21 protein-coding genes are annotated in these 18,680 nt (G+C 73.3%); 17 read left to right on the forward strand and 4 right to left on the reverse strand.

Annotation, left to right across the window (positions count from 1 at the left end; translation table 11 throughout):
* Positions 1–10: 10 nt before the first annotated feature.
* From FHX81_RS22645 to FHX81_RS22675, 7 genes are all read left to right on the forward strand, one after another.
* A complete protein-coding gene (locus FHX81_RS22645; RefSeq protein ID WP_246107930.1) occupies positions 11–1,927 on the forward strand; it encodes a glycoside hydrolase family 15 protein in 1,917 nt (638 codons plus the stop codon).
* 71 nt (positions 1,928–1,998) lie between these two features.
* A complete protein-coding gene (locus FHX81_RS22650) occupies positions 1,999–2,583 on the forward strand; it encodes a DUF3558 domain-containing protein (protein WP_141980055.1) in 585 nt (194 codons plus the stop codon).
* A 107-nt stretch (positions 2,584–2,690) separates the two neighbouring features.
* Positions 2,691–3,083, forward strand: coding sequence for a transcriptional regulator (locus FHX81_RS22655; protein ID WP_141980056.1), 393 nt, complete (start codon positions 2,691–2,693; stop codon positions 3,081–3,083).
* A 35-nt stretch (positions 3,084–3,118) separates the two neighbouring features.
* Positions 3,119–4,468: a PPE domain-containing protein gene (locus FHX81_RS42640; protein ID WP_141980057.1), complete on the forward strand. Its 1,350-nt coding sequence runs from the start codon at positions 3,119–3,121 to the stop codon at positions 4,466–4,468.
* Positions 4,469–4,535: 67 nt separating this feature from the next.
* Complete coding sequence (locus tag FHX81_RS22665; RefSeq protein WP_170232136.1) at positions 4,536–5,348, forward strand: ESX secretion-associated protein EspG; 813 nt, start codon at positions 4,536–4,538, stop codon at positions 5,346–5,348.
* Positions 5,349–5,392: 44 nt separating this feature from the next.
* On the forward strand, positions 5,393–5,770 hold the full coding sequence (locus FHX81_RS22670; protein WP_141980059.1) for a sterol carrier family protein: 378 nt from the start codon (positions 5,393–5,395) through the stop codon (positions 5,768–5,770).
* Positions 5,771–5,784: 14 nt separating this feature from the next.
* Positions 5,785–6,123: a hypothetical protein gene (locus tag FHX81_RS22675; protein WP_141980060.1), complete on the forward strand. Its 339-nt coding sequence runs from the start codon at positions 5,785–5,787 to the stop codon at positions 6,121–6,123.
* 28 nt (positions 6,124–6,151) lie between these two features.
* Here FHX81_RS22675 and FHX81_RS22680 read toward each other — a convergent pair whose 3' ends face one another.
* Together FHX81_RS22680 and FHX81_RS22685 are read right to left on the reverse strand one after the other, a co-directional pair.
* Entirely contained in the window at positions 6,152–8,146 is a 1,995-nt protein-coding gene (locus FHX81_RS22680) for an alpha/beta hydrolase (protein WP_141980061.1), read from the reverse strand.
* Positions 8,143–8,448 (reverse strand): hypothetical protein, encoded by a 306-nt coding sequence (locus FHX81_RS22685; RefSeq protein WP_246107931.1) that lies wholly within the window; start codon positions 8,446–8,448, stop codon positions 8,143–8,145. The genes FHX81_RS22680 and FHX81_RS22685 overlap by 4 nt, the downstream gene beginning before the upstream one ends.
* A gap of 169 nt (positions 8,449–8,617) precedes the next feature.
* Between FHX81_RS22685 and FHX81_RS22690 the strand changes: the two genes are divergently transcribed.
* The 8 genes from FHX81_RS22690 (at position 8,618) to FHX81_RS22725 (ending at position 15,772) form a co-directional block, all read left to right on the forward strand.
* Positions 8,618–9,625, forward strand: coding sequence for a hypothetical protein (locus FHX81_RS22690; RefSeq protein ID WP_141980063.1), 1,008 nt, complete (start codon positions 8,618–8,620; stop codon positions 9,623–9,625).
* A 138-nt stretch (positions 9,626–9,763) separates the two neighbouring features.
* Positions 9,764–10,495 (forward strand): maleylpyruvate isomerase N-terminal domain-containing protein, encoded by a 732-nt coding sequence (locus FHX81_RS22695; RefSeq protein ID WP_141980064.1) that lies wholly within the window; start codon positions 9,764–9,766, stop codon positions 10,493–10,495.
* A gap of 117 nt (positions 10,496–10,612) precedes the next feature.
* Positions 10,613–12,145 (forward strand): amidophosphoribosyltransferase, encoded by a 1,533-nt coding sequence (gene purF, locus FHX81_RS22700; RefSeq protein ID WP_141980065.1) that lies wholly within the window; start codon positions 10,613–10,615, stop codon positions 12,143–12,145.
* Between the two features lie 68 nt (positions 12,146–12,213).
* Positions 12,214–13,302, forward strand: a complete 1,089-nt coding sequence (purM, locus tag FHX81_RS22705) for a phosphoribosylformylglycinamidine cyclo-ligase (RefSeq protein ID WP_425473837.1) — start codon at positions 12,214–12,216, stop codon at positions 13,300–13,302.
* A 57-nt stretch (positions 13,303–13,359) separates the two neighbouring features.
* The gene (locus tag FHX81_RS22710; protein ID WP_141980067.1) at positions 13,360–13,851 is read left to right on the forward strand and encodes a SigE family RNA polymerase sigma factor; all 492 of its coding nucleotides are present in this window, start codon (positions 13,360–13,362) and stop codon (positions 13,849–13,851) included.
* Complete coding sequence (locus FHX81_RS22715; RefSeq protein WP_141980068.1) at positions 13,848–14,666, forward strand: hypothetical protein; 819 nt, start codon at positions 13,848–13,850, stop codon at positions 14,664–14,666. The genes FHX81_RS22710 and FHX81_RS22715 overlap by 4 nt, the downstream gene beginning before the upstream one ends.
* 9 nt (positions 14,667–14,675) lie before the next feature.
* Positions 14,676–15,104: an alternative ribosome rescue aminoacyl-tRNA hydrolase ArfB gene (gene arfB, locus FHX81_RS22720; protein WP_141980069.1), complete on the forward strand. Its 429-nt coding sequence runs from the start codon at positions 14,676–14,678 to the stop codon at positions 15,102–15,104.
* A gap of 11 nt (positions 15,105–15,115) precedes the next feature.
* A complete protein-coding gene (locus FHX81_RS22725; RefSeq protein WP_141980070.1) occupies positions 15,116–15,772 on the forward strand; it encodes a class I SAM-dependent methyltransferase in 657 nt (218 codons plus the stop codon).
* Positions 15,773–15,915: 143 nt separating this feature from the next.
* On the opposite strand, the gene FHX81_RS22730 is transcribed toward FHX81_RS22725, so the two are convergent.
* Positions 15,916–16,467, reverse strand: coding sequence for a TetR/AcrR family transcriptional regulator (locus tag FHX81_RS22730; protein WP_141980071.1), 552 nt, complete (start codon positions 16,465–16,467; stop codon positions 15,916–15,918).
* A gap of 86 nt (positions 16,468–16,553) precedes the next feature.
* On the opposite strand from FHX81_RS22730, the gene FHX81_RS22735 reads away from it, so the two are divergent.
* Together FHX81_RS22735 and FHX81_RS22740 are read left to right on the forward strand one after the other, a co-directional pair.
* Positions 16,554–17,288, forward strand: a complete 735-nt coding sequence (locus FHX81_RS22735) for an SDR family NAD(P)-dependent oxidoreductase (RefSeq protein ID WP_141980072.1) — start codon at positions 16,554–16,556, stop codon at positions 17,286–17,288.
* 2 nt (positions 17,289–17,290) lie between these two features.
* Positions 17,291–17,599 (forward strand): DMT family transporter, encoded by a 309-nt coding sequence (locus tag FHX81_RS22740; RefSeq protein WP_141980073.1) that lies wholly within the window; start codon positions 17,291–17,293, stop codon positions 17,597–17,599.
* On the opposite strand, the gene FHX81_RS22745 is transcribed toward FHX81_RS22740, so the two are convergent.
* On the reverse strand, positions 17,592–18,581 hold the full coding sequence (locus FHX81_RS22745) for a LacI family DNA-binding transcriptional regulator (protein ID WP_141980074.1): 990 nt from the start codon (positions 18,579–18,581) through the stop codon (positions 17,592–17,594). The two genes, FHX81_RS22740 and FHX81_RS22745, sit on opposite strands and share 8 nt — an antisense overlap.
* Positions 18,582–18,680: the final 99 nt, after the last annotated feature.

Here is an 18,680-nt window from a genome sequence, read left to right on the forward strand (position 1 = left end):
CCAGAAGGACATGACCCCCTTAGTCGCGGTGCTGCTGGCGAGCGCGTTGACCGTCCCCGGTCCCCCGGCCTCCTACGCACCCGCCGACAAGCAGGGGTTCGGCACGGCCCGCCAGGCGACGAGCCCGGTCTGGTTCACCCTCGGCCGCACCGGCCTCACCGAGGTCTTCTACCCCGACCTGAGCACGCCCGCGACGCGCGACCTGCGGCTGGTGGTCGACGGCCGCACGGCCGAGGGCCGCACCGAACCGGTCGGCAGGCTCCGCTACCGGCAGGTGTTCCGGGGCGACGGCTGGCAGGCCGAGGTCGCCTACACCACCGACCCGTCCCGCCCGACCGTCCTGGCCGACGTGCGGCTGCGCGCCGACCGGCCGGTGGACGTGCGGGTGGTCTTCGACCCGAACCTGTCCCGGGACGGTGACGACGACCGGGCGGTCGAGCACCCCGGGGCGCTGGTGGCCCGGGACGACCGGTCCGCGAGCGCGTTGGTCGCCGACGAGCCGATCACGTCGCGGAGCTCCACCGAGGGCAACGTCATCCAGACCGGGACGCTGGGCCTGGACGGTGTGCGCGACCGCGCGACCACGCTGGCGATCGGCTTCGGCGCGCACGTCGAGCAGGCGTTGAGCAGCGCGAAGAGGTCCTTGCTCGAAGGCTTCCCCCGGCACGCCCGCCGGTACGACCAGGGCTGGGACGAGTACTTGGCAGGCCTCGAGCGGCCGAAGAGCGCCGACCGGGACCTCTACGACACGTCGATGATGGTGCTGGCGGCGACCGAGGACAAAGGACACCCCGGCGCGTTCATCGCGTCGCCGAGCTTCCCTTGGGCGTTCGGGTTCGACCGCACGATCGCGCCGGAGTTCGGCTCGTACGCCCTGGTCTGGCCGCGCGACCTGTACCAGGTGGCGAGCGCGATGCTCGCGGCCGGCGACCGTGCGGCGGCCGAGCGCGCGCTCGACTTCATGCTCGACGTGCAGCAGCAGCCCGACGGGCACCTGCCGCAGAACACCAGGGTGGACGGCGAGCCGTACTGGACGAACATCCAGCAGGACGAGCAGGCCGCGCCGATGCTGCTGGCCTGGCTGCTCGACCGCGCCGACAAGTCCACTGTGGACTCACTGGTGGCGGCGGCGGAGTTCATGATCGGCCGGCCGGACGCGCCGGCCACGCAGCAGGAGCGGTGGGAGAACCAGAGCGGCTACTCGCCCGGCACGATCGCCCACGAGATCGCCGGCCTGGTGTGCCTGGCCGACCTGTTGCGGCGGTCGGGCGACCCGCGCGCGGCGCGGTACCTGGCCGTCGCCGACGACTGGGAGCGCCGCCTGGAGGGCTGGACGGTCACGCGCACCGGCCCGTTCTCGCCCGACCCGTACTACCTGCGGCTGACGAAGGACGGCCGGCCCGACGCGGGCACCGCCTACAACCCCGGCGACAACCACCCGACCAACGTCGACCAGCGTGCCGTCGTCGACCCGAGCTTCCTGGAACTGGTGCGGCTGGGCGTGCGGCCGCACGACGACCCGGTCGTCCGCACCACCGTGCGGGTGGTGGACGAGCAGCTGGAGGTGGACCGGTTCTGGCACCGGTACAACGGCGACGGCTACGGCGAGCGCGCCGACGGCGGGCCGTGGAACATCGGCCACGGCCGCACGTACGGCCGGCTCTGGCCGATCTTCGCGGGCGAGCGCGGGGAGTACGAGCTGCTGGCCGGCGACGTGGCCGCGGCCCGCCGCCGGCTGGCCGACATCGCGTCCACCGCGAACGACGGCCGGATGCTGCCGGAGCAGGTCTGGGCCGGTCGGGGGACGACGTCGGCGACGCCGTTGGCCTGGACGCACGCCCAGTACGTGCGGCTGGCGTGGTCGATCGACGCGGGGCGGCCGGTGGAGCGGCCCGCCGCGGTGGCGTGCCGGTACGCGGGTTGCTGACGACGCGGTCACCCGGTCGCGTTGTCGGCAATGCGTCTTCCGGGTGACGTCGATCCGATACGTTGGTGCTCATGCGCCGTGTCGTGCCGCTCCTCGCCGCCCTGGCCCTGCTCGCGGGCTGCTCGCAATCCACGGACGGGTCCGCGAACCCCGGTGGTGCGACGCCGACGACGACCACCGCGGCCGACGGCCCCACGTCGACCAAGCCGACCGCGACCTCGGAGGAGCGGGCGAAGCGCCCGAAGACGATCAACATCGGGGACGTCGACCCGTGCACGCTGCTGACCGGGCCGCAGCGCTCGGAGTTCGGCCTGGACCGGCCGCCGCAGCAGGGCGGCGCGCCGGACAAGGAGAGCTGCACGATGAGCCGCGAGGACCGGAAGTACTTCGTCGCCCTCGTCACCGACTCCACCGCGGGCATCGACGACTACGCCAAGTCGAAGGGCAAGGTGACGAAGCTGGAGGTCGGCGGCTTCCCCGCGCTGCTGGTCGAGTCGACCACCGACCTCGGCGTCACCTGCTCCGTCCCGGTGGACGTCTCCGACGGCCAGGTGGTCGACGTGCGCGCGAGCAGCGTGGGCGAGACCGACATGCCGGCGCTGTGCCAGATCGTGCAACCGGTCGCCGCGGCCGTCGTCACCACCTTGAACGAGTAGAACTACTCCCTTTGCGGAGGGAACCGCCCATCCGCGTCATGCATCAGAGCTAAAGTCGTCACACATGCACACGCTGGGGTATGTGCAGCACTGAGGAGGGGTGTGCCGTGTTCATCGCGGATGGTGGTGGCGGGGGAACGACGCCGACGACGCTGCCCGACTACGCCGGTGCGCAGCGGAAGCTCAGCATCGAGCCCTCGGCGATCCCGGCCGCGCGCGAGGTGTTCGCCCGGGCGTTGGACCAGCTCGACACGAGGCTCGCCGACGCGATGACGCAGCTCGAGGCACGGCCCTGGGCGGGCGACCCGGTGAGCAGCGAGACCGCCGACCGGTTCAACCGGGACACGTTCCAGGCGGGTGACTCGGCCGGCCTGGTCGCGCTCAAGGCCTACCGCGAGCAGCTCAAGGGCGTCGTCGAGCAGCTCACCGCGATCGAGGCCGACTACCGGCGCGTCGAAGGCGACAACACCGCGTCCTGGGGACGCATCAACAACGGCTGACCTGCTGACCTACGCACCCGAGGGGGGCGAGCACGATGGGTGACCACCGCTGGCGCGGGTATGCCCACCCCGATCTCTACCGGATGATCAACGAGGGGCCGGGCGTCGCCGCGTCCCGGCCGCTCGAGGACTCCTGGAAGTCGCTGTCCGAGGCACTGGGCGAGATCGACACGTCGATCCAGGAAGGCCTGGCCAAGCTCGGCGCGAGCTGGGAGGGCGAGACCGCCGACACGACGACGGCCGCGCTGTCGCCGCTGGCCGCGTGGGCCCAGGACGCCCAGCAGGGTTCGAGCACGATGGAGACCTCCGCCCAGTTGCAGGCGGACTACATCGCGAACGCCCGCAAGGAGATGCCCGAGCCGGTGCCGGTGACCACCGAGGCGCCGTCGCTGGGCGACAAGATCCTGGGCGGGCTGACCGGCCCGGTCGGCATGATGCACGTCATCCAGCAGCAGCAGGACCACGAGCGGCAGGAAGCGGCGCAGGACAACGCCGAGGCCAAGGCCGTCGAGGTGATGAACAACTACCAGTCCAGCAGCGAGTGGAACGCCGACACGCTGGGCAGGTTCGTCCCGCCGCCGAAGGTCGTCATCGACACGCCGCCGCCCGCGGGCGCGGGCGAGTTCAACAACTCGAGCGCGAACTACAACTCCACCCCGACCTGGACCGCGCCGAGCGGGGGCGGCGGCACCACGAACACGTCGTGGGCACCGCCTTCGACCGGCTCGGTCGTGCCGACGCCCGGCCAGCTGCCCGGCTCCGGCGGCACCACGAACCCCTCGTGGGCACCGCCGACGAACGGCACGCCGACGCCGACCCCGCCGGTGGTCAACCCGCCGGTGAACCCGCCGGTCCGTCCGCCCGTCGGCACGCCGCCTCCGATGTGGACGCCGCCGAAGCCGCCGACCAGCGGCCCGCCGGTCGCGCCGAAGGTGCCGACCGGTCCCACCGGCGGTCCGCGTCCCGGCCTGCCGACCAGCCGGGTGCCGGGGGTGCCCGGCATGCCCGGTGGCCCGAACGGTCCCCACGGCCCGGGTGGTCCCGGCGGTCCCAACGCGCTGCGCCCCGGCATGCCCGGTGCGGGTGGCGTGCCCGGCGCGGGGATGCCCGGTGCGGGGATGCCCGGCGGTAGCAACCCGGCCGGCGTGCCCGGTCGCGGTGGCGTGCCCGGCGCGGGTTTCGGCCCGGGTGCGGGTGGCCCCGGCGGTGCGGGTCGTCCGGGTGCGGGCGGTCCCGGCATGGCCGGTGGCGTGCCCGGTGCGCAGGGCGGCAACGGCGAGGACGACATCGAGCACAAGGCAGCCGACTACCTGGTCGAGACGAACGACGTGTTCGGCGACGACCGGCTCGTCGCGCCGCCGGTGATCGGCGAGATGCCGCAGTAGCGAGTCTCCGGTGCACGGGTCCGCGTCGTCACGGCGCGGGCCCGTGTCCGGTGTCCAGGGGACGGGGATGTCGGTGACGTATTTCGGGGGGTCCGCGGAGCGGGAGCCGATCGAGCTCTCGGCCGAGGAGTTCGACGTGCTCTGGGAGCGCCTCGACCTCGGCCAGATGCCGTTGGTGATCAAGGTGCCCTCGCCGGGCAAGACCCACGCGGAGCGCGCCGACCTGGAGCGGCGCGTGTGGCAGTCGATCGGGGCCCGCGGCCTGGGCGACCCGACCGGGCTGCACCCGGAGCTCGACCACCTGCTGCGGCTGTTCAGCAGGCCCGAGCGCGAGGTCGACGGCCGGGTCTGGATCGGCAGGAGCGTGCGGGTGCTGGCCGTGGCCAACGGCGACGACGGCGCGGTGGCCACCCTGACCGACAACCGGCTCGCGTTCCGCCGCGCGGCGGGCAGCGGCCTGCCGTCGGCGGTGCTCGGCGCGCTGCCCGCGCACCCGGCCGGCACCGGGCACTCGGTCACCATGCCCAGCGCCGACCTGGAGGCCGCGGTCAAGAAGTCCGACGGCTCGCCCAAGAGCCTGGAGAACTCCCTGCGCGCGCACGGCGTGCGGCAGGAGGACGCGGCCACGCTGGTGAAGATGTTCACGGGGCTCGTGCACACCGGCAACTTCGGCGCGGCGGCGCGGGACAAGTACGGCAAGCGGTGCCGCCCGGACCGGGTGGTCGCGTTCTTCGACACCGAGGACGGCCGCTACCTCCAGCAGCGGCGGGCGTCGAACGGGACCGCGCCGTGGAGCACGTTCAGCCCGACCGACTCGCGCCGGCTCGCCCACCAGGTCGACGAACTGCTCGCCGAAGCGGTGCGCGCCGCGCGGATCTGACCACGCCCGGCCGGTCGCCGCACCGGCGGCGATAGCCTGGGCGGGTGCCGTCCAAGCCCGTCGACCCCCACGAAGTGCGCGCCGCGGTCGAGGCCGTGCTGCCCTGGCTCACCGGTGACGCGGACCAGCCCGCCCGCCCGGTCCTGGCCGCGGCCGTGCGGCTGAGCCTGCGCACGCTGGAACTCCTCGCGCCCGGGCGCAGCGTGGAGGTGCGCGTGCCGCCGTTCGCCGCCGTGCAGTGCGTGGCGGGCCCTCGCCACACCCGCGGCACGCCGCCGAACGTGGTCGAGACCGACCCGCGCACGTGGCTGGAACTGGCGGTGGGCCGGCTCGGGTGGGCGCAGGCGTTGGCGGACGCCAGAGTCACCGCGTCGGGCAGCCGGGCCGATCTCTCGACCCTGCTCCCGGTGCTCCGCTTCTAGCTAAGCTCGACCGCGTGAAGGCGCTCAAGGCGTGTGTCGCCGTTCTCGCGGTCGGAACCTTCCTCGGGGGGTGCGGCAGCGAGTGGACGGGTGAGGTCGACTTCAAGGTCGTGAAGATCAACCCACCGTACGAGTCGATGGGCGAGACCAAGCCGTCGTACGTGAACCTCGAGCTCGACCAGGACCAGCCCGGCGGGATCGAGCGGATCGACAAGAAGTCCGCCGACCTGGACCGGTTCCCGGAGGGGATCGAGGTCGGCGACCGCGTCGTGTGCACGGTGCGGCAGTCCGACCGGGGCGGCTTCGACCAGGAAGGCGTCCAGACCGAGGTCGGGCCCTGCCGCCTGCGCTGAACCGTTCACCACGCCCGTGGCGGTTGGCCTAGAACCAGGACCCGACGGTCTTGTCCCAGGCCCTGCCGACGCCCTCCACCGCGTCACGACCGAGTTCGACCACGTCACCGACACCGCCGACGACCACGTCCACGGTGTCGTTGACGATCTCCCTGCCCGTGTCGAGCAAGCCGGTGCCCGCCTCGGACCAGTTGCCGTTCACCGCTTCCCGACCGGCGTTCCACAGCCCGGTGCCCGCGTCCTTCGCGAGGTCGGCCGCGCCGACGGCCGTGCCGCCCACGAAGTCGACCACCGGTCCGACACCCGGGATGTGCGAGCCCGGCAGCGACGGGCCGAGCGGGTTCTCGTCCCAGTCCTGGGCGGTCACCGAACCGCCGTCGCCGGTCGCGATCCGGGCCAGGTTCTGCACCGACTCGGAGCCCGGGGCGTAGTACTGCGAGTGCGCGCCGAGCGCGGACGTGCCGTCCGTGGTGCCGAAGGTCCTGGCGCCGAACCGGTCGTCGTAGGGGCCGATGGAGGAGCCGTCCTCGGTGAACCAGGTCTGGCTCGTGCCCTGCACGACGGGGTCGTGCTCGGTCGCGCCGACGTAGACGTGACCGGGGCCCGCGGAGAGCTGGTTGACGTTCGACGCGCCCACACCGGGGGAGCCGACGAACGCGATGTCATCCGCGGCCAGGCCGTTCATGCCCGCGTAGCCGACCGTGGTCGAGCCGTAGGAGTGGCCGATCACGGTGACGTGCGGGTTGTTGCCCGCGGCTTCGGCGGCGGCGCGGTAGCCGTTGACGTCGGCGACGAGGTTCGCGCCGCCCTCACGGGCCTGCGCGGGGTTGTCGACCTCGCCGGGCGCCCAGCCGGGCGCGTCGTAGCCGAGCCACTGGATGGTGGCGTTGCCCTCCGCGCCCATGGCCGCCCGCAGGTTGCCCGCCTGGTCCACGGAGAAGCCGTCCAGCGTCGAACCGGTGCCCGGCACGCTGATCGCGAGGTTCGTGGCGGTGTCGGGGTTGCCGTAGGCGATGGCGGTGCCGCCGTCGCCGCGCGGGCCGTAGGGGTCCCACGCCAGGATCCGCACGTCCGGCTTCCCCTCGGCGTTGAGCCAGCCGTTGTCCCTGGCGAGTTCCTCGGCCCGCTCGATGCTCTCCTGCACCTTCTCGGCGTTCTCGGCCTTGGTGGCGGCTTCCTGGCGCTGCTCGGTCAACGACGCGTACTGCTCGTCGTTCAGGAGCTTGGTCATGTCCTCGGACTTGCCCGGGTCGAGCCCCAGCTCCCGTGCCCGTTCGGCCATCTGCGCGTCGAGCTGGTCGCGCTGCGCGCCGAAGCGCTGGGCGTCGTCCTCGATGCGCATCCGGTTGGCCTGGTCCAGGACCTCCGACGGCAGGCCGCGCAACCGGCCCAGTTCCTGGAACTTCGTGCGCAGCAGCTCGTCCTGCTGCTCCTTGGTCAGCGACTTCCACCAGGAGGCGACCTGCTTGGGGTCCGTGCCGGGGCCGGGCACGGTGGCGGTGGTGCGCAGGGCCGTGACGGCGGTCTGCCAGCCGGCGTCCTTGGCCGCCGTCTCCCCGAAGCCGGGGCGGACCTTGGCGAGGGCGTCGGCGTAGGAGCGGAGGACCCGTTCGTAACCCGTCTTGACGTTGGTCAGCTGCTCGTTCACCCGATTGGCGAGCTCCCGGGTCTGCGCCTCGTCGAGGGCGGGTGAGCGGCCGCGCCAGAAGTCGATGAGCTGGTCGGCGCTGCCGCGCATCTGCGCGTACGCGCGGGAGGCGGCCTGGACGATGTCCGCGCCGGCGCCCAGCCGCTCGCCGGCCACGGTCGCGGACTTCGCGGACAGCTCGGCACGCGCGCCGAAGGACGACGCGGCGTCGCCCTTCCAGGTCGAGGTGGCGGTGCTGCCGCCCGCGGAGACGGCCTGGCCCGCGCGGCCGACGGCGCTCATCGCGCCGGTGATCGGGTCGGCGGCGGCGGCGACGCGGCCCGCGTCACCCGCGGCCAACTGCCCGTACAGGACCTCGGGGTCGGTGAAGCTCACGCCATGCCCCCTTCGATGCCGCGGAACGAGGAGTTCGAGTCGTCGTCCGCGCGCTGGTAGGCGTCGGCGTTCTCGTTGAGGCCGTCACCGGCGTCGCGGTACCAGGCGCTGCCCCGGCGCAGGTCGTCGGACTGCTCGCCGGACCACCTGGCCAGCGCGTCGACGAACTCCGCCGCCGCGGGCACCTGCCCCAGCGCGTCGGCGTCGAGCCTGAGCATGGAGATCATCTCGGCGCCGTCGCCGGTCGCGTCCGCGCCCTCGTGGAACTGCTTGGACGCCTCGCGCAACGTCTCTGGTTGCACCCCGAACACGATTGCCCACCCTTCGTGCCGCTAACCACCGGAAATGCGACGCGCGTCCCCCATCTTCGGTTCCCTCGCCCCCATGGGCCAAGGAGGTGAAAAAACCGCCCGTTGGTGATCACTCGAAGGTGATCTTGCCCACGTCGAACGCCAGTTCGACCATTGACACATGACATTTTTGCTCCCCGCACCCAGATCCGTGGTCGTCCACATCGCCCAGGAACTGGTGTGGCGGTTCCGGGAAATGCTCGGCGCCCTCCTGATGCGCCGCTCCGGTCCGCGCCACCGCCTGCGCTCGCCCCGGCAAATCCGCTGGCAGCGCTGGAAGGTGGAGCTCGCCGTCCGCCTCGACGAGAGCCTGGGGCCGGGTGTCTCGCCCTACCGGCTCAAGCACCCCCGCGGGAACGGCTTCTCGTTGCGGCCGACCCCGTGGAGCGCCCTGCACCCACCGCCCCGAACGGCCCAATCCCCGGCCGTCGCCGAGCACGACGACGACTGCTCGACCGACCCCGGCACGTCGGCCGCCGCGTACGCCATGCCGAACACCGGGCCCGGCCGGGAGGTGGGGTTCGGGCCCGACTTCGAGCCCGGGTTCGAGCCGGGCTTCGGTGCGCACGGCCCGCTGTCGGCGGAGCCCGGGGGGTGGTCCGAGGCGTCGGCCGCACCGCTGACCGAGCCCTGGGCCGAGTCCTGGGCCGAGCCGGAGACCGGGGCCCGGGCCGAGCCGTGGACCGGGCGAGCCGAGGCGGGTTTCGCCGGCCACGTCGAGAACCCCGACTTCGAGCGACCTCGCGTGGCGCAGTTCTTCACCCCGCGCGAGTACGTCGACCGGGCCGCCCGCTCCGCGCACGTCGACCCCGTCGTCGAGTTCGCCGCCACGTGGGCGGCCACCGGTGATCCCGCCACCGCCGGCTGCGCCGCCGAGTGGTCCGCCGAGGAGACCACGTCCTTCGACCCCGTCACGGACTGGCCCGCCGCCGTCGAGCCCGGTCACGCCGACACGGCGTCCACCGACACCACGTCCACCGGCACCGCACCCGTCGACACCGCGCCCGCCGAGCCCGAGCCCGAGGAGGAGTGGGAGTTCCAGGTCGGCGACCTGGCCCGGTGGTGGGACGAGGCCATCGCGCGGCTCGACGCGGTGGCCCGGGGCGAGGGTCGCGACCGGCTGTGGTGAGCGCGACCGCCCGGGATCCGAGGGCACCGCCGGCCGCGTCCCCGCGTCGGTAGGGGTGAAGGTCGGCCATCCGCCGCCGCGACGGACGTCCGTGCGGCACGATGGCCGCGCAGCGATCGACTCGAGCGGAGGCTGGACGTGCCTGGAGGTTGGACCACCCAGCGGTGGACCGAGGTCTTCACCGCGCAGGCGGCGATGTTCCGGGCGGCGGTCGGGAAGGCCGATCCCGCCGCCGCGGTGCCCAGCTGCCCAGGCTGGACGTTCACCGACCTGGCGCTGCACGTCGGCAGGTTCCTGGAGACGTCCCTGGAGTACCTGCGCACCGGCAGCACCGTGCAGCTCCGCCTGCCGAGCCCGCCCGCCGGGGTGGCGCCGCTGGACTACCTGGACGAGCAGCTCGCCAAAGCCGCCGAGCTGCTGCCGTCCACCCCGGGCAACCGGACGGCGTGGACGTTCTCCCCGTCCTCGCCCGACCTGGCGTGGGTCTGGCACCGGCGCATCGCGCACGAGCTGGACCTGCGCCGCTGGGACGCCCAGGCGGCGCTGCGGGAGCTGGTGGTGGGCGACGCGGACTTCGCCGTCGACGGCATCGACGAGGCGCTCACCACCCTGCTGGCCGCCAAGTACGCCACCGACGTGCCGCCGACCGCCGAGGGCACCGCCCTGGTGCAGCTCACCGACGTGCCGGAGGCGTGGGTGGTGACGTTCGCGCCGGGCGTCGTGCCGGAGGTGCGGGCGGCGTGGCCGGGCGAGGAGACGGACCTCCAGGTCAGCGGCGAGGCGCAACTCGTGCACTACGGCCTGTGGGGTCGCCTGCCGCTCAAGCACACCGGTGACGAACGGGTCTGGTACGCGCTCAAGCTGGACTGACCAGCGGCCGAGGGTGCGTTTGGTCACGTCGGAGGGGGTCCGAGGGGGGTGGTACCGCCCCCATCAGCCTTACACTCGACGGTGCAGCCCCGACCCTCGTCGCTAGGGAGCAACCCGGTGGTCACCGACCATTCAGCAACCGGCCGCATTGACCCCGAAACCCAGGAAGAACGCGAACCCCGCGAAGAATGCGGCGTGTTCGGCGTGTGGGCTCCCGGCGAAGAGGTCGCCAAGCTCACCTACTACGGCCTGTACGCCCTGCAGCACCGCGGCCAGGAAGCCGCGGGCATCTCGGTGGGCGACGGCAGCCAGGTGGTGGTCTTCAAGGACCTCGGCCTGGTCAGCCAGGTGTTCGACGAGCAGGTGCTGCAGTCGCTGCGCGGCCACGTCGCCGTCGGCCACTGCCGCTACTCCACCACCGGCTCCACCACGTGGGAGAACGCGCAGCCGACGTTCCGCACCACGGCCACCGGCTCGGGCCTGTCGCTCGGCCACAACGGCAACCTGGTGAACACCGCCGAGCTGCTGGCCAAGGCCCGCGAGGTGGGCGTGGACACCAGCCACGGCGCCACCACCGACTCCGACCTGGTGTGCGGCCTGCTCGCCGCCCAGGCCGCCGACATCGGCATCGAGCAGGCGGCCATGCAGCTGCTGCCGACGCTGCGCGGCGCGTTCTGCCTCGCGTTCTCCGACGAGTCCACCCTCTACGCGGCCCGCGACCCGCAGGGCGTGCGCCCGCTGGTGCTGGGCCGGCTGGAGCGCGGCTGGGTCGTGGCCAGCGAGACGGCGGCGCTGGACATCGTCGGCGCGTCGTTCGTCCGCGAGGTCGAGCCGGGCGAGCTGATCGCGATCGACGAGAACGGCCTGCGGTCGAGCCGGTTCGCCAACCCCGAGCCCAAGGGCTGCATCTTCGAGTACGTCTACCTGGCCCGCCCGGACACCACGATCGCCGGCCGCTCGGTGCACGCCACCCGCGTCGAGATCGGTCGCCGGCTGGCCGCGGAGCACCCGGTCGAGGCCGACCTGGTGATCCCGGTGCCCGAGTCCGGCACGCCCGCCGCCATCGGGTACGCCCAGGCCAGCGGCATCCCGTACGGCTCGGGCCTGGTCAAGAACGCCTACGTCGGACGCACGTTCATCCAGCCGTCGCAGACCATCCGCCAGCTCGGCATCCGGCTCAAGCTGAACCCGCTGCGCGACGTGATCCGGGGCAAGCGCCTGGTCGTCGTGGACGACTCGATCGTGCGCGGCAACACGCAGCGCGCCCTGGTGCGGATGCTGCGCGAGGCGGGTGCGGTCGAGGTGCACGTGCGGATCGCGTCGCCGCCGGTCAAGTGGCCGTGCTTCTACGGCATCGACTTCGCCTCCCGCGCCGAGCTGATCGCCAACGGCCTGGACACCGACGGCATCCGCCGCTCGGTGGGCGCCGACTCGCTGGGCTACGTGTCGCTGGAGGAGCTGATCGCGGCCAGCGAGCAGCCGAAGACGCGGCTGTGCTGCGCGTGCTTCGACGGCGACTACCCGATCCCGCTGCCCGACGACGCGCTGATCGGCAAGCACCTGCTCGAGGGCATCCGGGGCGTCGCGGGCTCGGCCACCCCCGTGCTGACGAACGGGTACGGTGCCGAGGACGCCCTGCAACGCCCCTGAGTGTCGGCAGAGCCGGGCGCGCCCGGAGGAAACGCAGTGCCCGGAAATGTGGATGCCCGGAAATGTGGATGCCCGGAAGTGTGGAGCACAGAGACGTGACGGACAGCGCCAAGGCGACCTACGCCGCAGCTGGAGTAAGCATCGAAGCCGGTGACGAGGCGGTGGAGAAGCTCAAGCCGTGGGCGGCGAAGGCGCAGCGTCCCGAGGTGCTCGGCGGCATCGGCGGCTTCGCCGGGTTGTTCCAGCTCAAGCTGGACCGCTGGAAGGAGCCGGTGCTCGCGTCCTCGACCGACGGCGTCGGCACCAAGATCGCGGTCGCGCAGGCGTTGGACAAGCACGACACGGTCGGCATCGACCTGGTCGCGATGGTCGTGGACGACCTGGTGGTGTGCGGCGCGGAGCCGCTGTTCCTGCAGGACTACATCGCGATCGGCCGGGTCGTGCCGGACAAGGTGGCGGCGCTGGTCAAGGGCATCTCCGAGGGCTGCGTGCTGGCGGGGTGCGCGTTGCTGGGCGGCGAGACCGCCGAGCACCCGGGCCTGATGGGCGAGGACGACTACGACATCTCCGGCACGGGCGTCGGCGTGGTCGAGGCGTCCGCGATGCTCGGCCCGGACCGGGTGCGCGCGGGTGACGTGGTGATCGCCATGGGCTCGTCCGGCCTGCACTCCAACGGGTACTCGCTGGCCCGGCACGTGCTGCTGGACATCGCCCGCATGCCGCTGGAGGGCCACGTCGAGGAGTTCGGCCGCACCCTCGGCGAGGAGATGCTGGAACCGACCCGCATCTACGCCAAGGACTGCCTGGCGCTGGCCGCCGAGGCCGAGGTCCGCACGTTCGCGCACGTCACCGGCGGTGGCCTGGCCGCGAACCTGGCCCGCGTGCTGCCCGAGGGCCTGCGCGCCAACCTCAACCGCGGCACCTGGACGCCCGCTCCGGTGTTCGCCCTGATCGCCCAGCGCGGCCGGGTGGAGCGCGAGGAGATGGAGAAGACGTTCAACATGGGCGTCGGCATGGTCGCCGTGGTCGCCCCGGAGGACGTGGACCGCGCCCTGGCCGTGCTGACGGCCCGTCACGTGCCCGCGTGGGTGCTCGGCGACGTGGTCCGCTCCGACGAGCCGGGCGCCGCGCTGACGGGCGAGCACCCGCGTTTCTAGTCACCGGCAACCTCCTGCGGTCGTCGTTCCGTACTAAGCGGCGACCGAGGAGGGTGAGTGGAACGCGATCGCGAGTTCGGTGAGTTCGTCGATGCCCGCGCGTTGGTGATGCGGAGGACCGCGTACCTGCTGTGCGGTGACTGGCACCGCGCCGAGGACCTGGTGCAGACGGCGTTGACCAAGCTGTACGTCGCCTGGCCGAGGGTGCGGCGCGGCAGCGTCGACGCCTACGCCCGCAAGGTGCTGGTGCGCGCGGCCATCGACGAGGGCCGGCGCGGGTTCCGCAGCCGGGAGACCGTGGTCGACACCGTCCCGGACACCGCGGTGGCCGGGACGGCGCCCGGCGACCTGGACGTCCGCCGGGCGCTGGCCCTGCTGCCGCCGGGCCAGCGCACCGTCGTGGTGCTCCGCTACTGGGAGGACCTGAGCGTCACCGAAACCGCCCGACTGCTCGGTCGGACCGAAGGCACCGTGAAGAGCCAGGCGGCGAAGGGCCTCGCCGCGCTGCGCGAACTTCTCGGGCGCCACGTATTCGAGGAGCAGCGATGACCGACATCAAGCAGACCCTGTCCACCGCGTTCGACGACGAGCCGCCGCTGCGGATCGACAAGGCGGCGATCCTCAGGAGCGGCCGGCGCAAGGCGACCTTCCGCCGCGGCTACACCGGCGCCGCCGTGCTCGCCACGGTCGCCGCCGTGGCCGTCCCGGCGTTGCTCTGGTCCGGGGCCGGGGGTGGCAGCGGGGGTGAGCGGCTCGACGTGGCGGGTCAGGCCTCGACCACCGGGCCGACGCTGACGACCACGAGCGCGCCCGCCGCCACCACCACGTCCGTACCCGAAACGGGGTTCACCACCAAGCCGGGCTCGTCGGGCGTGCCGGGGTCGGCGCTGCTGCCGCCGCCGCCCAGGCCGGTCACGCCCGAACGCGCGGGCGAGCTGGGCGCGCTGATCGCCGCCGCCGAGGCGTTCCCGGCGGTCGTGCAGGCCAAGCCGGTGCCGCAGGACCCGATGGACCCGTGGACGTTCCGCATCAGCAACTCCAACGCGTACCTGTCGCTCACCGACGTCACCACCGCGACGGGCCGGGGTTCGGTGCTGCTGCACCTGTACCCGGGTGACGCGCGGTGCGAGGCCACCGACCCGACGTGCCAGGAGCGGCAGTACGACGGCCGGTCGGTGTCGGTGTCGGTGTCGGAGCACAACGGGATCACCCTGCTCACGGTCCGGACGGCCACGCCCGACGGCGCGGTGATGTCGGCGCAGACGTCCAACAGCAGCGACAAGGCGACCAGCAACGGCACGCCGCCGCCGCTGACCTGGGAGCAGCTGGCAAAGATCGTGACCGTGCCGGGGCTCGTCTTCTAACCTGTGGCGGTGGCCGACGACCTGACCGTGACGCGGACGCTGGTGATCCCGGCGGCCGAGTTGAGCGAGCGGTTCTCCCGGTCGTCCGGCCCCGGAGGCCAGGGCGTGAACACGGCGGACAGCCGGGTCGAGCTGAGCTTCGACCTGGCTGCGTCGTCGGCGGTGCCCGGCTGGTTGCGCTCCCGGATGCTCGGCCGCCTGGAGAAGCGCCTGGTCGACGGTGTGCTCACGGTGACCGCGAGCGAGCACCGGGCCCAGTTGCAGAACCGCCAGGCTGCCCGGGAGCGGCTGGCCCGGTTGCTGCGTGACGCGGCCGCCGCGCCGCCGCCGGTGCGCCGTCCGACGAAGCCGACCAAGGGCTCGAAGGAACGCCGCATCGCGGAGAAGAAGCGCCGCGCCGAGACGAAACAGGGCCGGCGCGGCGGCGGTTGGGACTAGCGTCCCGGGTCGTGACCGAGCCCGAGTTCCTGACCACGACCCGCACCGCTTACGACACCGTCGCCCACGACTACGCCGACGCCCTGCGCGACCACCTGGCCGAGAGCCCGGCGGACCGGGCGGTGCTCGGCCTGTTCGCCGAGCTGGTCGACGGCCGGGTCGCGGACGTCGGCTGCGGACCCGGCCGGATCTCCGGCCACCTGCGCGGCCTCGGCGTGGACGTGTTCGGTGTCGACCTGTCGCCGGAGATGGTCGCCGTCGCCCGCCGCGACCACCCGGGGATCGGCTTCGAGGTCGGCTCGATGCTCGACCTGGACCTGCCGGACGCCTCGCTCGGCGGCGCACTCGCCTGGTACTCGCTGATCCACGTGCCGTGGGACCTGCACCCGGTGGTGTTCGCCGAGTTCCACCGCGTCCTCGCGCCCGGCGGCCTGCTGCTCCTGGCGTTCCAGGTCGGGGACGAGGTCCGCCGGATCGAGCACGCCTACGGGCACGACATCGAGGCGGACGCCTACCGGCTCGACCCGGACAAGCTGCTCGGGCAGCTCGCCGACGCGGGCTTCGAGCCGCACACCCGCGTGGAGCGGGAGGCAGCCGACCCGAAGTGGGAGAAGACACCGCAGGGCTACCTGCTCGTGCGCAAGGCCGGTCAGCCCAGCCACGCGTAGAGGCGCTCGGGTCGCCCGGTGCCGTCGTGCTCCAGCCGCACGGCGCCCGCGCCGGCGTGCGCCACGCCGACGACCTCGGAACCGGGCGTCCGCGCCCCGCCGACGGGGGCCGCACCGGAGCCGGAACGGCCGGAGGCCGACGCCTAGCGCGGCAGCAGACCGTCCACCAGGGTGTCGAGGCCGCGCTTGAGCCGGGCGGCCCCGACACCCCGGTGCGTGACCAGGTTCGCGGCCAGGGGTGCGAGCAGGGCGTCGGCGGTGAACGCGGCGTCGAGGTCCGGCGCGGCCCGGGCGATCAGCACGGTCAGGTGGCGGTGGTGGGCGTCGTAGGCGCCGCCGAAGCGGGCCGGCGGGCCGGCGGTCTCGGCCATCAGCAGCAGGTCGAGCTGGGCGAGCGTCCGGTCGACCAGGGCGTGCAGGAACGCGCGGACGCGGTCGGCGGGTGGCGCGCCGGGGCCGACCGGGGGCGGGCCGGTGAGGAAGGCGGCCTGGAACTCGCGCTCCGAGGCGTCGATCAGCGCGTGGGCCAGGCCGGAGCGGTCGCCGAAGCGGCGGTACAGGGTGCCGACGCCGACGCCGGACGCGGCGGCCACCTCGGCCATCGCGAGGCCTTCGATGCCGCGCTCGGCCACGATGTCGGCGGCGGCCAGGATCTTCGCCCGGTTCTTGGCGGCGTCGGCCCGTTCCCGCGTCACGCCGGCAGCTTATCCCGCCCCTCGACAACCGGAACTCGTTCCGCTCAGGCTGAAGCGGAACCAGTTCCGTTTAATGGGGGAAGCGCATGCGCACAAGCAGGTCCGCGCTCGTGACGGGCGGCAGTCGGGGTATCGGGGCGGCGATCGCCAAGCGGCCGGCACGGGACGGCGTGAACGTCGCGATCACGTACGCGCGCTCGGCCGACCGCGCGGGAGCGGTGGTCGAGGAGATGACCGCGACGGGCGTACGCGCGCTCGCGGTGCGGGCCGAGGCGACCGACGTCGACGCCCTGCGTGACGCCGCGGCCCGCGCCGCGGCCGCGTTCGGCGGCCTGGACGTCCTGGTCAACAACGCGGGCATCGCCCCGTGCGGCCCGTTCGAGGACGTCACCGCCGACGAGGTCGACCGGGTCCTCGCGATCCACGCACGGGCGGCGTTCGTGCCGGCCCAAGCGGTCGTCCCGCACATGGTGGCGGGCGGCCGGATCGTCAACATCGGCAGCAGCCTGGTCGAACGGGTGCCGTACCCGGGCTGGGCGCTCTACGCGATGAGCAAGTCGGCGTTGACCGGGCTGACCAAGGCCCTGGCCCGCGACCTCGGCCCGCGCGGCATCACGGTCAACCTCGTCCACCCCGGCTCGACCGACACCGGGATGAACCCGGCAGGCGGGCCGGACGCCGACGAGGAGCGCCGCTTCACCGCGCTCGGCCGGTACTGCGACCCGGAGGACGTGGCCGCGACGGTCGCGCACCTCGTCGGCGACGGCGGGCGCAACGTCACGGGCGCGGCGTTCGTGGTCGACGCGGGCGCGGTGGCGTAGCCGTGGCCTGGGTGCTGCTGCTCGGCGCGGCGTTGTTGGAGGCCGTGTGGGCCACGGCGTTGGGCCGGTCGGACGGTTTCACCCGCCCGTGGCCGACGGTGATCGGCATCGCCGCGGCGGCGGCGAGCTTCGTGATGCTCGCGATCGCCATGCGCGACCTGCCCGTGGGCACGGCCTACGCGGTGTGGGTCGGGCTCGGCGCGGTGGGCGTGGTCCTGGTGGGCATCACCGCGGGCGAGAGCGCGTCGCCGCCGCGGTTGGCGTGCCTGGCGCTGATCGTGCTCGGCGTGGCGGGCCTCAAGCTCACCTGACGGGCGGGGCCGTGGTCGAGCGGACGACCAGCGACGGGTGCAGCAGGTGGCGCACGGGCTCGTCCCGCTCGCCGCGCACCCGTTGCAGCAGGGCCGCCGCGGCGAGCCGGCCGAACTCGTTGCGCGGCTGGTCGATCGTGGTCAGCGAGACGTGCCGCAGGGCGGCCGGCGACGTGTTGTCGTAACCGACCACCGACACGTCACGCGGCACGCGGAACCCGGCCTCCTCCAACGCCGAGATCGCGCCGACGGCGTTGAAGTCGTTGCACGAGACGATCGCGGTCGGCATGTCGGCCGACATGCCGCGCACGGCACGCGCGCCGGCCGCGTCGGTGTACTCGCTGGCCACCACCCGGGGCGTGAGGCCGTGCGCCGCCATCGCGGCCAGGTACCCGCGCCGGCGTGGCGCGGCCTGCGCGCCGCCGCCACCGTCGAGGTGCGCGATCCGCTTGTGCCCCAACGACACCAGGTGGTCCACGGCGAGCTTGATGCCGCGCTCGCCGTCGTCGTTCACCGTGTCCACAGTGGCCAGTCGGGACGACCGCGCCACCAGCACCACGGGTGTCTGCTCCGCCGCGCGGCCGATGTCCGCCGACGGCACCACGGGCGAGAGCAGCGCCAGGCCCGCCGGCCGGAACGACAGCAGGCTGCGCAACGCCCGCCGCTCCCGCGCCGGGCTGCGGCCGCCGGTGTTGAGGATCAGGTCGAAGCCCTGCTCGGCCGCGACCGCGTCGAGCCCGTCCACCACCTCCGCGAAGAACGCGTTGTGCAGGTCGGACACCATCACGCCGAGCACGTGGGACGTGCGGCTGGCCAACGAACGGGCCATCGCGTGCGGCGAGTACCCCAGTTCCTCGGCCGCCTCGAGCACGGCCGCCCGCCGCTGGTCGCTCACCTTGGGTGACCCCCGCATGACCAGCGACACCAGGGCGCGGGACACCCCGGCGCGGGCCGCGACGTCGTCCATCGTGGGTCTGGCCACCGGTGCCTCTCCTCCGGAAAGAAACGCGCCCTTGACACCCGTGTGACGGACGCTACAGCCTAAGAGCGCTCCAACAAATAGAGCGCTCTAACGCCGGAG

This window comes from Saccharothrix saharensis, from assembly GCF_006716745.1.
In the GTDB taxonomy this organism is placed as follows: Bacteria; Actinomycetota; Actinomycetes; order Mycobacteriales; family Pseudonocardiaceae; genus Actinosynnema; species Actinosynnema saharense.

Bases quoted from the DNA above. Each gene is read 5' to 3' on its own strand.
- FHX81_RS22645 (WP_246107930.1), top strand. From the start codon at position 11: ATGACCCCCTTAGTCGCGGTGCTGCTGGCGAGCGCGTTGACCGTCCCC.
- FHX81_RS22650 (WP_141980055.1), top strand. From the start codon at position 1,999: ATGCGCCGTGTCGTGCCGCTCCTCGCCGCCCTGGCCCTGCTCGCGGGC.
- FHX81_RS42640 (WP_141980057.1), top strand. From the start codon at position 3,119: ATGGGTGACCACCGCTGGCGCGGGTATGCCCACCCCGATCTCTACCGG.
- FHX81_RS22665 (WP_170232136.1), top strand. From the start codon at position 4,536: ATGTCGGTGACGTATTTCGGGGGGTCCGCGGAGCGGGAGCCGATCGAG.
- FHX81_RS22690 (WP_141980063.1), top strand. From the start codon at position 8,618: ATGACATTTTTGCTCCCCGCACCCAGATCCGTGGTCGTCCACATCGCC.
- purM (WP_425473837.1), top strand. From the start codon at position 12,214: ATGCCCGGAAGTGTGGAGCACAGAGACGTGACGGACAGCGCCAAGGCG.
- FHX81_RS22715 (WP_141980068.1), top strand. From the start codon at position 13,848: ATGACCGACATCAAGCAGACCCTGTCCACCGCGTTCGACGACGAGCCG.
- FHX81_RS22735 (WP_141980072.1), top strand. From the start codon at position 16,554: ATGCGCACAAGCAGGTCCGCGCTCGTGACGGGCGGCAGTCGGGGTATC.